Origin of the sequence: Bacillus sp. ATD, from assembly GCF_050585765.1 — a bacterium.
Lineage (GTDB): Bacteria > Bacillota > Bacilli > Bacillales > Bacillaceae > Bacillus > Bacillus stercoris.
This window is the reverse complement of record NZ_JBOBQH010000011.1, coordinates 1-14,179: the sequence shown is the minus strand read 5'-3', so window position 1 is coordinate 14,179 and position 14,179 is coordinate 1. Positions and strand designations below refer to the sequence as shown.

The 14,179-nt window shown below is 47.4% G+C and carries 15 protein-coding genes and 1 pseudogene; 7 read left to right on the top strand and 9 right to left on the bottom strand.

Features of this window, described 5'->3' with window-relative positions:
* Window positions 1-59 precede the first annotated feature (59 nt).
* Window positions 60-215, top strand: a complete 156-nt coding sequence (locus tag ACQXR1_RS19395) for a hypothetical protein (protein WP_014663188.1) — start codon at window positions 60-62, stop codon at window positions 213-215.
* Between the two features lie 156 nt (window positions 216-371).
* The gene (locus ACQXR1_RS19390; RefSeq protein WP_003239885.1) at window positions 372-509 is read left to right on the top strand and encodes a YflJ family protein; all 138 of its coding nucleotides are present in this window, start codon (window positions 372-374) and stop codon (window positions 507-509) included.
* Window positions 510-549: 40 nt separating this feature from the next.
* Here the strand turns inward: ACQXR1_RS19390 and ACQXR1_RS19385 are convergent, their stop codons facing one another.
* Window positions 550-1,215 carry an MOSC domain-containing protein gene (locus ACQXR1_RS19385; RefSeq protein WP_430772711.1) on the bottom strand — a complete coding sequence of 222 codons (666 nt, stop codon included), beginning with the start codon at window positions 1,213-1,215 and terminating at the stop codon, window positions 550-552.
* A gap of 66 nt (window positions 1,216-1,281) precedes the next feature.
* On the opposite strand from ACQXR1_RS19385, the gene ACQXR1_RS19380 reads away from it, so the two are divergent.
* Entirely contained in the window at window positions 1,282-1,557 is a 276-nt protein-coding gene (locus ACQXR1_RS19380; RefSeq protein WP_040083751.1) for an acylphosphatase, read from the top strand.
* Here ACQXR1_RS19380 and nosA read toward each other — a convergent pair.
* The 7 genes from nosA to yflR form a co-directional block, all read right to left on the bottom strand.
* Complete coding sequence (gene nosA, locus ACQXR1_RS19375; RefSeq protein WP_151256871.1) at window positions 1,548-2,639, bottom strand: nitric oxide synthase; 1,092 nt, start codon at window positions 2,637-2,639, stop codon at window positions 1,548-1,550. The genes ACQXR1_RS19380 and nosA overlap by 10 nt on opposite strands.
* A 117-nt stretch (window positions 2,640-2,756) precedes the next feature.
* Window positions 2,757-3,551, bottom strand: coding sequence for an MBL fold metallo-hydrolase (locus tag ACQXR1_RS19370; protein WP_151256870.1), 795 nt, complete (start codon window positions 3,549-3,551; stop codon window positions 2,757-2,759).
* Between the two features lie 55 nt (window positions 3,552-3,606).
* Window positions 3,607-4,908, bottom strand: a complete 1,302-nt coding sequence (gene citM / locus ACQXR1_RS19365; RefSeq protein WP_069149163.1) for a citrate transporter CitM — start codon at window positions 4,906-4,908, stop codon at window positions 3,607-3,609.
* Window positions 4,909-4,942: 34 nt separating this feature from the next.
* Window positions 4,943-5,074: a hypothetical protein gene (locus tag ACQXR1_RS19360; protein ID WP_052438176.1), complete on the bottom strand. Its 132-nt coding sequence runs from the start codon at window positions 5,072-5,074 to the stop codon at window positions 4,943-4,945.
* A 25-nt stretch (window positions 5,075-5,099) separates the two neighbouring features.
* Window positions 5,100-6,059 (bottom strand): tripartite tricarboxylate transporter substrate binding protein, encoded by a 960-nt coding sequence (locus ACQXR1_RS19355; protein WP_136655026.1) that lies wholly within the window; start codon window positions 6,057-6,059, stop codon window positions 5,100-5,102.
* Window positions 6,060-6,061: 2 nt separating this feature from the next.
* Window positions 6,062-6,742, bottom strand: coding sequence for a two-component response regulator CitT (citT, locus tag ACQXR1_RS19350; protein ID WP_014663181.1), 681 nt, complete (start codon window positions 6,740-6,742; stop codon window positions 6,062-6,064).
* Window positions 6,714-8,342 carry a two-component sensor histidine kinase CitS gene (gene yflR / locus ACQXR1_RS19345; RefSeq protein WP_430772710.1) on the bottom strand — a complete coding sequence of 543 codons (1,629 nt, stop codon included), beginning with the start codon at window positions 8,340-8,342 and terminating at the stop codon, window positions 6,714-6,716. The genes citT and yflR overlap by 29 nt, the downstream gene beginning before the upstream one ends.
* A 170-nt stretch (window positions 8,343-8,512) precedes the next feature.
* Here yflR and ACQXR1_RS19340 point away from each other — a divergent pair, with 170 nt between their 5' ends.
* The 4 genes from ACQXR1_RS19340 to ACQXR1_RS19325 are packed head-to-tail and all read left to right on the top strand — an operon-like array spanning window position 8,513 to window position 12,348.
* Window positions 8,513-9,886: a glycosyltransferase gene (locus tag ACQXR1_RS19340; protein WP_430772709.1), complete on the top strand. Its 1,374-nt coding sequence runs from the start codon at window positions 8,513-8,515 to the stop codon at window positions 9,884-9,886.
* The gene (locus ACQXR1_RS19335; protein ID WP_243572398.1) at window positions 9,883-10,989 is read left to right on the top strand and encodes a tetratricopeptide repeat-containing glycosyltransferase family 2 protein; all 1,107 of its coding nucleotides are present in this window, start codon (window positions 9,883-9,885) and stop codon (window positions 10,987-10,989) included. The genes ACQXR1_RS19340 and ACQXR1_RS19335 overlap by 4 nt, the downstream gene beginning before the upstream one ends.
* Window positions 10,976-11,683 (top strand): class I SAM-dependent methyltransferase, encoded by a 708-nt coding sequence (locus ACQXR1_RS19330; RefSeq protein ID WP_430772708.1) that lies wholly within the window; start codon window positions 10,976-10,978, stop codon window positions 11,681-11,683. Before ACQXR1_RS19335 ends, ACQXR1_RS19330 begins: the two co-directional genes overlap by 14 nt.
* Window positions 11,680-12,348 carry a glycosyltransferase family protein gene (locus tag ACQXR1_RS19325; RefSeq protein ID WP_430772707.1) on the top strand — a complete coding sequence of 223 codons (669 nt, stop codon included), beginning with the start codon at window positions 11,680-11,682 and terminating at the stop codon, window positions 12,346-12,348. Before ACQXR1_RS19330 ends, ACQXR1_RS19325 begins: the two co-directional genes overlap by 4 nt.
* 44 nt (window positions 12,349-12,392) lie before the next feature.
* On the opposite strand, the pseudogene ACQXR1_RS19320 reads toward ACQXR1_RS19325, so the two are convergent.
* Window positions 12,393-14,179, bottom strand: a pseudogene (locus ACQXR1_RS19320) (hypothetical protein); the annotation flags it as partial.

Sequence of the window (14,179 nt, the reverse complement as noted above, 5' to 3'; positions counted from 1 at the left end):
CCCGGCTCTTCCAGATATGCTACACTACTATTATGTCTGTGAAAGGAGCCTCTATCTGCATGTGGTTTATAATTTTTGGCATCATTTTTTTCATTGAAGGCATCTTAATAACCGTTTACGGCGTAAAGAAAAAAAACGGGATGCTCACATATATCGGCATTGTTTTCGCCATTATGACATTTGGCGTTGTTATGCTCAAATTGACCGGCCATTAAATCATATTCGGCTTTTACTCCGCATATACATACAGAAGAACATTCGCATATCTAGTGCGAAAGGCTCAGTTTTCCCCACATCTCTTTTCAGCATCTTTTTATAGATGTTACAATGCCAATCGTTTCGAAATCAGATAGGGAAAGGAGTTTTCTGACATGCATTACGGCAGTAAAGGCTGGTATGTGGCAGAACTAAAAAAGCAGGGGATCACGCACCATGAGGGAAGAAAGCTTCAAAGCTATAAAACCTATTTTCTTGCCAACCTGCTTGAAACAAAGAAAAAACAATCTTAAAGATGTCAAAGCCGCGCACGTTGATATGCGCGGCTTTTTTCTATTCAACCGGCAGCAGCCTGGCCTTTTTTTTCATAAAGGACGCTCTCCAGCTTTTCGATAGGGCATCCTCACTTAAAATCCGGTCAATGGCAGTGAGATTTTTTACATCATGGTAGTTGATGCGGTTGGCGAACTGGACGGAGATGCCTTTCTCTCCTCTGGACAGCAATTCAAGCTTGGCGCCTGGTGACACCCTGCCCTCCTCCAGCACGCGAAAATAATACCCTGTATAGCCTGTTTGCTGAACCTTCAGCACCATTTCTTTCTCGCCAAACTTTTTCGCCAGCTTTACACACGGCTGGCGCGGCTGGCTGACCTGAACAACAGCTTCATCAAGCTTGAACACATCCCCTATGCAAACTGTCTCCTCAGTCAGGCCCGCGACCGTCAAATTTTCTCCAAATGCGGCGCTTGGCAGCGGTCTTGAGAGGAACTCTTCCCAAAACGGATAATGCTCCGCCGGGTAGACGCAAACAGCCTTATCAGGTCCGCCGTGGTTGACGATGTCCGCCTGTCCGTCTCCTTCAAAATTCTCGCGGTGCAGCATAACGGCGGAATCAGCCGGTCGCTTCATGATGCCGGTTTCGATCTTCTTTCCGTCATATTCAAGCGTCTGCGGTTTTCCCAGATTAAGAGAAAGAACTGTATAGCGCTCTGGTTTCATGCGAACACATCCCCTTTACAGGCTGTAAAATAATTGATTATCATAAAAAGAAAAGGTGGTTTTTACATGCTTCAATACCGAATCATTGTAGACGGCCGGGTTCAGGGTGTGGGCTTTCGCTATTTTGTTCAAATGGAAGCTGATAAGCGAAAACTGGCCGGCTGGGTCAAAAACCGTGATGACGGGCGTGTTGAGATGTTGGCAGAAGGGCCGGAAAACGCCCTGCAATCGTTTCTTGAGGCTGTAAAGAAAGGAAGCCCTTTCTCAAAGGTTACCGACATCTCTGTCACTGAATCCCGCAGACTCGAAGGCCATCATCGATTTTCCATTGTTTACTCATAAGGCTTTTCCTGATAAAAGTAATTCGGCTTAACGATTGAGTTGTCATAGGATCGGTGGAAGATATGAGTGGCGGCGGGTGAGATCGGCGGAATCAGCCACGTCCAATCCCCCGTCAGCTTTCTGCCCGCTTCTTCCTCCTGTTCTTCAAACCGTTTAAACTGGCTTGCGGCTGTATGATGGTCAACGATGCTGACCCCCTGCTTTTTATACGAATGCAGCACAGCCTTATTCAATTCAACAAGCGCTTGATCCTTCCATAAATCCGTATTGTAATCAGCGGCGATGCCGATCACGGACGCTACTTTTTTGAGCTTGTCGTACCGCTTTTCATCTGCGAGGTTTCTCGCTCCGATCTCCGTGCCCATATACCAGCCGTTAAACGGCGCGGCATTATAATGAATGCCGCCAACCTCAAGCTTCATATCAGAAATGATAGGCACGCCGTACCACTTCAGCTCCAAGTCAGAAAACGCATCGATGTCAGGATGTGTGATTGGAACCTCGATCACAAGTGAACGCGGCAGCTCATACCAGACCGGCTGCTCGTCGCCTTTCATGCGAAAAATGAGCGGCAGCAGGTCAAAATCCGTTCGCTCTCCGCGCCAGCCGAGCTCTTCGCAGGCTGCTGTCAGGGAACGGGAAGCCGGGTCGCCGATTCTTTCTCCGTCTGACTCATATCCGGCATACCGGACCAGCTGATGATTCCAGATCTCGACTTGCTTTTCACCCTTCTCTTCCGGAGGGAAAATCGTAATGGTCGGTCTGATTTTCCCATTATTGGTGGCGGTTTCAATATGGTGAAAGAGGGCGTCACGCACTTCCTCCTTCGTCCGGACGTCTCGTCTGTCGATGACATTCAGCGAATTCCAGAACAACCTGCCGATGCAGCGATTGCTGTTTCTCCAAGCCATTTTCGCTCCGTGCTCCAGCTCTTCCTTCGTATGTACATAACTTCCGGTCCGGTCAATTTCACTTTTAATGTCAGCAAGACGGTCTTTCACTTCCTCCTCCTTTCCCAATTCCTGATAGCATGCGGCAATAAACGCTTTCGCTTCGTTCCAGAGTATTTCTTTTTCTTCCAACAAACTCTCCCCTTCACTTCACTTCATGCTTTTCATTGTATCGTTTTTAAGCGGCAAGACAATGATTTTTCTGCAACTTCTTGGAAAACAATAAAAAACACCCGCGTAGTGCGGGTGTCAAATAGACGATAAACGGTTTGCCAATTCAGTTAAGTCACGACGAAAGTTTTTGCCGGTCATCGGTATGCCGTGCCCGGTCAATAACGCTTCCGGTTCAAGAGCGGCCAGCTTTAGAATGGACTCCGCGGCCGTCTCTGTGTCAGGCGTAAAATAGGCCGGCGGCCCGTGAAGCTCCTGTTTTTGAATCAAGACGTCAGCCATTTTCTCTTGCTCCACCGTAATAACAGCATCACCTGCCACAAGCACGCGGCCGTCATCGCGGAATAACGAAATATGGCCCGGCGTGTGTCCCGGTGTCGCGATCCACATCCACTCGTCAAGAAATGGAACTGAGCCGTCTTCCGGCAGTTCATGCACCTGTGAGGAAATATCGATGGAATGCCGCGGAAACAGCGGCGACAGCTTGGCGACCAGCCCGCTCTTGCTGTCAGGACGAGCTGGAGGATACCCCTCTTTGCCTGTTACATAAGGCATTTCCCTCGAATGGACATAAACAGGTACATCCCAATGCTCAAGAATCTCTTCGATTGCTCCGATATGGTCAAAGTGCCCGTGTGTAAGGATAACCGCCTTCAGCTGAAAACCTTCACCGAATCTTTGCTTGGCTTCATTGACAATCATGCCGGCTGATTGGGGCATACCGGCATCAACTAAAACAAATGAGTGAGGTTCAGAAGGCAGCTGAATAAAATAGACATTCGCAATTTGCACAGTCAGGCCGTGCACCCCTTTTGCCGCTTCGAACCCCGTTCCGCTTCTGACTGAAGTCAGCGGCATATAAGGATCACCCATAATGACACCTCCGGAATGTTGTATGCCGTTAGTGTGTGTCATTACGCCTGAATTATCATACGGAAATAGAGATCGCACCAATCAATAGAGCGATAGCCGTCATGACGATCACTGCGAGAACCGCCCATTTTAATGCGAATTTTTGGTGGTCGTCAATAGAAACCCCGACAAGCCCGACAAGCAAATGAGTGGATGGCACAAGCGGACTCAGCATATGAATCGGCTGGCCGATAATAGAGGCTCTGGCAATTTCAACTTTATCCACGCCGTATGCGACTGCTGTTTCTGATAAAATCGGCAGCACCCCGTAGAAATACGCGTCATTCGGCATCAAGAATGTAAAAATGCCGCTTGTTAAGGCCACAATCGCCGGGATCAATCCACCCATTTGTTCCGGTATCATGGATACGAGCGAGATCGCCATTTCATCAACCATTTTCGTGCCTGTCAAAATCCCCGTGAATACCCCGGCCGCAAAAATCATTGAACCAATAGCCAGCACGTTGCTGGAATGCGCCGCGATGCGCTGTCTCTGATGCTCGAGATTGGGATAATTCACAATCAGTGCAATACAGAACGCAATGACAAACAGAACGGTTAAACTGATTTTACCCGATACTAAACATCCTATTAAAGAAAGCGTCAACAATAAATTGAACCACCAAAGCTTCGGCCGCTTCCACTCATCTTCAACCGCAGCCGCCGGTTCATTGGCATTGGCCGGCTGTTTCAGTTCAATCACACCAAGGCGTTTTCGTTCCGCTTTTCCAAGCACATACGCAACCGCCACCATGCAAAGCATCCCGCTTGCAATGACAGGAATCATCGGCCCTGTAAGCTCAGCCGGATCAACCCCCAGCGCGCTAGCCGCCCGCGGCGTCGCGCCACCCCATGGAATCGTGTTCATGATTCCCATGCCGACGCCCGCGATTCCGGCCAGGATAATTGGCCGGATGCCAAGCAGCAAATAGAGCGGAAGCATGGCGCTTGTCGTAATCATATACGTTGTCGAACCGTCGCCGTCCAATGCGACGAGCATCGTCAGAACCGCTGTCCCGACAACAATTTTTAAAGGGTCCCCTTTGACCATGCTTAAAATTTTGCCAACCATTGGATCAAACAGGCCTGCATCAATCATAATTCCAAAATATAAGATCGCAAACATAATCATGACAGCTGTCGGCGCGACTTGCTGAATCCCCGAAATCATCATGTCCCCAACTTCAGTAAATCCAAATCCGGCGATCAGCGCAAACACAATCGGCGTTAAAACCAATGCTGTTAAAACAGAAAGCCGTTTTGTCATGATCAATGCCATAAACACAAGCATCATGAGAAAGCCTAAGATTGCTAACACATTCATTCCCCCTTAAATGAATCCGCTTACATTTTTATCCCTTACTCCCCTTTTGTCTTGCCTTTTTGCCATCGTATGGGAAAACCAACCGCAAGTAAATAATTTGGTTTTTTTGTATTTTTAATTTTTTAAAACCGTTTTGTTCTTTTTGATCATTTTCCGGCATGAAAAAGATCCCGGATGCCGGGATCTTAATTTCCTGTCATTATGCTTTGATAAAAAGCGGATTGCTGTTCAAGAAACCGCTTCGTTTCCCTGCTGTTCAAATAAAAGCTTTCCCAGTCCTGTTCGTTTATTTTCCGCCTCCATTCAGGTGAGGAGGTGACCTTCTTGAGCGCTTGATCCCAGTAAGAAATCTCTTCCTCGGACATATTTTTCGGGCCCAAAATCCCTCTCCAATGAGAAAAAACAAACGGGATTCCCTGCTCCTTCCACGTCGGTACCTTTGGAAAACCGGGAAGTCTTTTATCAGATGTTACAGCGGCTAACGTGATATCGCCGTTTCGTTCATATGGTTTCGCTTCAGAAAGGGTCATGGAAGCCGCTTCTATCTCATGTCTGATCAGCGCCTGAATGAGCTGTTCACTGCTGTCATACTGTAAAAATTGAATGTCAAAAGGGTCAATGCCGTACATATCGGCCGCTCTGGCGAACGAGAGCTGATCATCATTGCCAAACCCCGGGGCAAAGCCGATTTTCACCTTGCCGGGATGCATGTTGATCTCATTTAGCACATCCTTGCCGTTTGTTAACGCTGATCCTTTTGGCAATGCAACTGTCTGCCATTCCTTGGAGAGAATGGCGAGCGGCGTAAAATCGGACATTTTTAATTTGCTTTGCCCGAGAAGGTCATTGCTCAATATTAGGCTGGACGTCATGCTGATGGTTTGTTTGCTGCTGTTGTTGACATATTTCCAGCCTTTCTCTCCCCCGCCGCCTGGTTTATAGACGATATGAACATCCCCCTTCACAATCTGCTTCTTGCTCAGAACAGATTGAATCGCCTGTGCTGTGACATCCCAGCCGCCGGAAGGCTCAGCGGGGACAACAATTTCTATCGGCCCGTCCGGCAGGCGCGGCGCAGCCGCCTGCCTGATATCACCCTGCATAAAGATCAACAGAAAAATCAATAGGATTATAGATTGTTTCATATCTATTTCGCCGCCAAATAATATTTTCTCTCCGGCCTGCCGATAATCCCGTATTCAAGCTCGGCTCTTGCTTCTTCCTTTGACACAAGGTACTCGGCATAACGGCGGGCAGTTGTTCGTGACGCCCCCATTTTTTCCCCGAGTTCCTCCGCTGTCAATCCTTCTGACGCCGTCCGAAGCGCTTCCTTAATTTTTCGCAGTGTAATCGAATTAATGCCAGTCGGCAAATTCTCTGCCGGCAAAGATGTCTTCACACCGTTTCCAAAAATATGATCGATCATGGACTGGCTGACCTCCGGCTGAGACATGAGCAGCTTTCTTTTTTCTTTATACTGAAGCAGCACCTGCCTGAACTTGTCAGCCGTTACGGGTTTGATCAAATAGTGGGCAATCCCCGCCCTTAGCGCTTCCTGCAAATGACGGGTTTCTGTTGCCGCTGTGATAATCATAATGTCCACTTCAGGAAATCGGCTTCGTATTTCAGGAATCAATGCGGTCCCAAGCTCGTCCGGCATATAAATATCCAGCAGAAGCAAATCAGCCTTGTGTTCCTTCAAAAGCGCCATTGTCTCTTTGGCGTTGGCCGCTTTGCCGATAATCTTGAATCCATCAAGCTGTTTAATCAATCTCTCATGGATTTGCGCAACTCGAAAATCATCCTCCGCAATCGCGATGTGAATCAAATGGATTCCCCCCTTGTTTCTCCTTCGGTATAAACACAGTGAAAACCGCCCCGCCGGTTTTTTGATTCGCCAGTTCGATCCAGCCGCCCAGTTCACGCACTGAGTCTTTCACATTGGCCAGACCGTAGCCTCTCTTCATCCCCTTTGAAGAATAGCCTCTCTCAAACACAGCTTCCATCTTATCTGGCGGCACACCCGTCCCTGTATCTGATACTTCGATGACAATGTCACGGCCCATATCCGTGATAAAAAACAAAACCTCCTTCACGCGTTGCTCCGCTACAGCTTCGAAAGCGTTATCAATTAAATTGCCGATAATCGTAATAAGATGGGACAAGCCGATATGTTCAGGAAGAGGCGCGAGTGAGCTGTTTTCATCAATCACCAGCTTGACCTTCTTTTCCGATGCCTTGCTTATTTTCCCTAACAAAATCGCCTGCACCTGCTGCGAATGGATGTTATGGAATAAAAGATCATGCTGCTCATTTTGTATCGCGTATTCCTCTTTAATCAAATCAATGGCTTCATCATATTCCCCAAGCTCAAGCAGCCCTAAAATCGCGTAAAGCTTATTTGAAAACTCATGAGTCTGCGCTCTTAGATCCTCTGAATATTTACGAACCTCTGTCAATGTGTCAATCAGCTTCTTCAGCTCTGTTTTCTCCCTGAAGCTGACGACAATCCCATGCGCCTGCCCGCCTTGATTCATCACTTTTGTATTGATAATAAACACCTGATCGTTGACGCTTACCTCCTGATTCGGCGGTATTTCACCTTGTTCAAGCACAGACATCAGCCCGGCTCCCGGCATGACTTCATCTATGGGAAGATGGATCACAGGCTCGGGCAGCCTCAGCATCTCGGCCGCCGACACGTTCATCATGGTGACGACGCCTTCACGATTGGTGGCAATGATCCCTTCTCGAATCGCCAAAAGCATTGCGTTCCTCTCACGATATAGCGCCGCGATCTCATGCGGTTCAAGCCCAAGCGTATCCTTTCTGATGCTTTTGGCCAGCACGGCGGCGCCGGCAAATCCGAGCAGCAGCACAAGCACGGCAATCACGCTCAAATTTCTTAAATGTTTTTTGATGCTTTGCTCTGTCTCCGTTTGCAGAAAATCAACAGACACGCTGCCAATCACTTGGCTGTATCCCTTCTGCTCTTTCATAATCGGCGCGCTCCCTCTGATTACTCTCCGTCCATCCGCTTTTGTTGCAGAAACATGCGAGCCCCCAAACAAAATCTCTCTGCTGCGCTCCAGCTTCTCTACACCGCTTTTTCCAGAGGCGCTGCGAATGTCTCCTTTTTCGTCCAAGATATAAATGGCATACGCGCCAGTCTGTTCTTTCATTTGTTCAATGACGTCTTGCGTCTCAGCGGCATGTCCGCCTTTTCTCTCAATGAGCTCTTTAGCCGGCGGCATATAGGAAATGGTTCTCGCCGTTTGAACCGCCAGCTGCTCCGCCTGCCTCCGTTCTTCCTGTGTATGCTGAACGGCTAACGTAATGGTCAGCACACCAATGACAAAGACCAGCAGAGCCGCAATCAGCCCCATTATTTTTGTTTGCAGGGAAAAATGGAACCGCTTTTTCACCAAGCACCAGCCGTCCTTTCTACCTAGATCATACCATTTTTATAGGGAATTTTCTCATTTTTCAAAATCAATGAGTAAGCCGCCTCTGTCTTTTTTCAGGAAGAAATCATTCCAACACAACATTTCGATATACATAGAGTAACCGAATGATATGGTGAAGGGCGGAGGTTAGGGTGAAAACGAGTATTATTGTACTGACTTATAATCAATTGGCTTTGACAAAACAATGCTTGGAGAGCATATGGAAGCATACGAATCATAACAGTATAGAGATCATTGTTGTAGATAACGGCTCTCATGACGGGACACGAGACTATCTTAAAAAGATGTCTTCGATTAAAACAATTTTCAACGAAGCAAACGAAGGTTTCGCGAAAGGCTGCAATCAGGGTCTTGAAAATGCTTTAGGGGACAATATTCTTTTTTTAAACAATGACACTATCGTAACAAATCAGTGGCTGGAGCCAATGATCAAGCTGCTTTATCAAGATGAAAAAAACGGCATGGTCGGGCCTGTTAGCAATTATGTCAGCGGCGCCCAGCAAATTCCGGTTGATTACACCAGCATAGCAGAAATCGAGCATTTTTCTCAGGGCTACTGCAGACAACATCAAGGCGAATCAAAAGCCGCTTTACGGCTGGTCGGTTTTTGCCTTCTAGCAAAAAAAGAAGTCCTGGATAAAATCGGCGGTTTTGACGAACGTTTTGAAGGCGGTTCATTTGAAGACGATGACTTATGTCTGCGCGCCCTGCAAGCAGGATATCAGCTAAAAATCGCCCTTGACTCGTTTGTGCATCATCACGGGCATGCCACATTTTCCGGCAATTCGGATTTAAGCATCAGCCGGTTATATCAGGTCAACCGCCAAACATTCATAGATAAATGGAAGCGGGATGTAACGGCTTTTATCGATCCTCAGCCAGACCTAAAGGAGCTCGTGCCTTCCGCTTCCCGTTCCATCCTCCATATCGGCTGCGGGGCAGGAGCTGCTGGTGCAGAGCTTCTGAATCGGCAAACCTGTACATTGTACGGCGTTGAAGAGGATGCGATATTACGGAGCATAGCAAGCGCCTATTATGAACAAGTCATTGCGGCTGATACGAAAGCATGCGAACTTCCTTATCCGAAGGCTTTTTTTGATGCGGTTTTGATAGGAGACCTTTTGAACAGCTCGGCGCATCCCCAGCAAACAATTGAGGCCCTTTCCGTTTACCTCAAGCCTTCTGGCTCGTTGATTTGCAGCATCCCGAACACAGCTTATGCAGACACGCTTTACTCATTATTATGCGGAACACCTTTACACACTCACTTCATTACACCTCAAAACGTAAACACGCTTTTTCCAAAACATCTTTATGAGCTAAAATCTATCACTCCCCATTCCGCCGTACCTGAACCGAAGATCCAGCTGTTTTTACAGGAACTCAAATTTCTCGCCCGACAGTTTGGCCTGCCTGTGGATCACTTGTCAACACATGCTCATATTGACTGCATGTTTGTCCATGCCATCAAGAAAAAACAAAATGAAACGGAGGCCACGATGTGATTTCGATAAGTCTGTGTATGATCGTGAAGGATGAAGAAGCTGTTATTAGTCGCTGCTTAGATTCTGTCAAAGAGATTGTGGATGAGATCAACATTGTGGATACCGGCTCAACAGATCAGACGAAAAACATTGTTGCCCGCTATACAGACCGAATTTTTGATTTTGAATGGATTGACGATTTTGCGGCGGCCCGAAATTTTTCGTTCCAGCAGGCGACATCCGACTACATTTTATGGCTTGACGCCGATGACGTATTTACAAAGAAGGATCAAGAGCTGTTAGTGGATTTAAAAAGGACGCTTGACCTGAACATCGACGCGGTCTCAATGAAATACCATCTGGCATTTGACGAAGCAAATAATGTCACATCCAGCTTAAGAAGGTATCGGCTTGTCAAACGGGAAAAGGGCTTTAAGTGGATCGGCGCGGTCCACGAGTACTTGGAGGTATACGGCAATCTTCACCACAGTGAAGCAGCCGTTTCTCACATGCCGCTTAGCCATGACGCAGACCGTAACCTCCGGATTTATGAGAACATGGTCTCTGCTGGAAAGGATTTTTCACCAAGAGATTTATTTTACTATGCAAACGAATTATGTGATCACGGAAAAATAGAAAAAGCGATTGAATACTATTTGCGGTTCCTGCAAACAAAGCAGGGATGGGTCGAGGATAATATCAGAGCGTGCAATAAATTAGCAGATTGCTATCATTCATTGGGACTGAAGGAAAAAGAACTAAGCTGGGTGCTCCACACGCTCGTATACGGACCACCCAGAGCGGAAACATGCTGCAGGCTGGGCTACTCTTTTTTTGAGAAAAATGATTTTCAAAGCGCGGTCTACTGGTATGAAAAGGCAATTGAAAATAAGGGCTCAGAAAGCCTGGCTTTTCAAAACCGCGCATGTGCGACCTGGCTTCCACACCTGCAATTAGCCGTCTGCTACGATAAACTCGGCCAGCATCAGCTTGCCTATCAGCATAATGAATCTGCATTACAATACCGTCCTCATGATTCAAGAATGCTAGCAAATCAAAAATACTTTGAAAATATCCTGAATATGCAGGCTGGCTCCGGGGGTGAAGATCATGGAAATCAATAAAAAGCCACAAGCTAATTCTATGAAAGAATATCACCTAAAAGATAATGAATATTACAAAGGGATTAATTGGAGACTTTTTAATTTAATACAACCTCATGCAAAAGCCATTCTTGAAGTCGGGTGCGCTGAAGGTTTGTTTGGCGCAGCTGTTAAGGAAAAAATCAATTGCTCCTATTACGGGATCGAATCCTATCCGCCCGCTGCCGAAAAAGCCGCGCGCCACATTGACGAAGTGATAACAGAAGACATCGAAACACTGAAGCTGCCTTTTCAAAAAAACACATTTGATTACCTCATCTTCGGAGATGTGTTGGAACACTTAAAAGACCCGTGGGCAGTTTTACGTAACCTCAAGCCTTATGTAAAAGAGACAGGAAGCATTTTGGCAAGCATCCCAAATATCAGCCATATCTCGATTTTTGAAAGTCTGCTGTCCGGAAAATGGACGTATACACAGGCCGGCCTGCTTGATAAAACTCACTTCCGTTTTTTCACTCTGCACGAAATGAAAAAGATGTTTCATGAAACAGGCTACAAGATCAGCCTAATTGAGCCTATTCCCTTCACGACTCACTATTATGAAAAAATGATCAGGAAACTGGCTCACGTCAGAGCATGCATGGGGATTTATCACACAGATTTCGAGGAGGAAGCCAGAGCCTATCAATATATCATAAAGGCCGAGAATAGATGAACCCGCATGTAAATCAACACTCAATCAGCTTCATTACATGTGTGAATGATGACACCCTTTATGATCTCTGTCAGCGGCATATCCAATCTCTTTCTGTACCGCCGCATATGAAAGTAGAATTGATCAATATACGCAACGCAGACAGTATGGCCTCAGGATACCAGAAGGCCATGCAGGACTCAGATTCAAAATATAAAGTGTATTTACATCAGGACACATTTATCATCAACCGAACCTTTATTTATGATCTCCTTTATGTCTTTCAGCAAAATGATGGCCTAGGTATGATAGGTGTCATCGGAGCTGATGAAGTGCCGCAAAGCGGGATTTGGTGGGAGGCTTCTAAAAAAGCCGGAAAAGTCATTGAATACCGCAGTACGTACAGCTATTTATCATTTGATGAAATTGATGAAACTGTGAAAACAGTTCAAGCATTAGACGGTTTATTGCTGGCGACTCAGTATGATGTTCCATGGCGAAAAGAGATTTTTGACGGGTGGCATTTATACGATACATCTCAATGCTTTGAGTTTAGAAAAAAAGGATATGCAGTCGGCATCCCTCATCAGAAAGAGCCATGGGTTTTACATGCATGCGGCAATGAGTTTGATTCTGACCAGTATTCTTATTATCTTGAAAGGTTTATTGATGAATATTTACCTTAACAGTTAGAAAACGCATAAGGACCTAAGTCCTTATGCGTTTTGTTTTATACATACCTCACACCATTTGCTGCTCGAGTATCTGCGTAAACTGTTGTTACATTTGACTGTGCTGTAATAATGACACTAATAGTATATACGTTGTTACCCGTACTAGTTGCAGTATCAACGTAAGTCGTGGAAATTACAAAGCTTTGTGCCCCTGCGCCTGTTCCCGATCTAAAGAAAGGAACTTCTGTTAGCAATGTTCCGTTTCTCCTTAGTCTAGTAGAACCACTAATCGTATAATTCGCTGTGGTGTTCGCAATAACATCTGCTGATAAGTCAATCTTTACTCTTTGACCACTTGTTATAGGAACAGTAAATGTGAGTATTGTTACTTCCGAATTCAATGGAGGATATAATTGCAGCTGTGTTGCCGTTTGGTCAAAGAAAACTTGTGAGGTTGGGCCGGTTTCTCCTGTTGGTCCTGTTGCTCCTGTTGGTCCTGTTGGTCCGATTGATCCCGTTGCTCCTGTTGGACCGGTTGATCCGGTTGATCCGGTTGGTCCCGTTGATCCGGTTGGACCTGTTGATCCCGTTGCTCCGGTTGGTCCTGTTGATCCGGTTGGTCCCGTTGATCCGGTTGGTCCCGTTGATCCAGTTGGACCGGTCACTCCAGTCGCTCCTGTTGATCCCGTTCCTCCTGTTGATCCCGTTACTCCGGTTGGACCTGTCGCTCCGGTTGATCCGGTTTCTCCAGTTGGACCTGTCACTCCAGTGGCTCCTGTTGACCCTGTTGATCCTGTCACTCCAGTGGCTCCTGTTGATCCGGTTTCTCCAGTTGGACCTGTCACTCCAGTGACTCCAGCTGATCCTGTCGCTCCTGTTGCTCCAGTTGCTCCTGTTGGTCCTGTCGCTCCAGTTGATCCTGTCGCTCCAGTTGATCCTGTCGCTCCGGTTTCTCCCGTTGCTCCAATTACTCCTGTTTCTCCTGTTGGTCCTGTCACTCCAGTGGCTCCTGTTGATCCCGTTGCTCCGGTTGGTCCGGTTGGTCCTGTTGCTCCAGTTGCTCCTGTCTCTCCTGTTGATCCGGTTGATCCTGTTGCTCCTGTTGATCCTGTTGGACCTGTCACTCCAGTGGCTCCGGTTGATCCCGTTGCTCCTGTTGATCCGGTTTCTCCTGTTGGTCCGGTGGCTCCGGTTGATCCCGTCGCACCTGTAGAACCCGTTGATCCGGTCGCTCCGGTTGGTCCTGTCACTCCGGTTGATCCGGTCACTCCCGTTGCTCCGGTTGCTCCGGTTGATCCCGTTCCTCCTGTTGATCCCGTTACTCCGGTTGGACCTGTCGCTCCGGTTGATCCGGTTTCTCCTGTTGGTCCTGTCACTCCAGTGGCTCCAGTTGATCCCGTTCCTCCTGTTGATCCCGTTCCTCCGGTTGGACCTGTCGCTCCGGTTGATCCTGTTGATCCCGTTGCTCCGGTTGGTCCGGTTGGTCCGGTTGCTCCTGTCACTCCAGTGGCTCCTGTTGATCCGGTTGCACCAGTTGATCCTGTTGACCCAGTTGCTCCTGTTGAACCAGTTGCTCCGGTTTCTCCAGTAGCTCCTGTTGATCCTGTCGCTCCGGTTTCTCCTGTTGATCCCGTCGCTCCAGTTGATCCGGTTTCTCCTGTTGGTCCTGTCACTCCAGTGGCTCCTGTTGATCCCGTTCCTCCTGTTGATCCCGTTACTCCGGTTGGACCTGTCGCTCCGGTTGATCCTGTTGATCCCGTTGATCCCGTTGCTCCGGTTGGACCTGTTGATCCTGTCGATCCCGTTTCTCCAGCCGTTCCGGTTGGTCCTGTTGCTCCGGTCA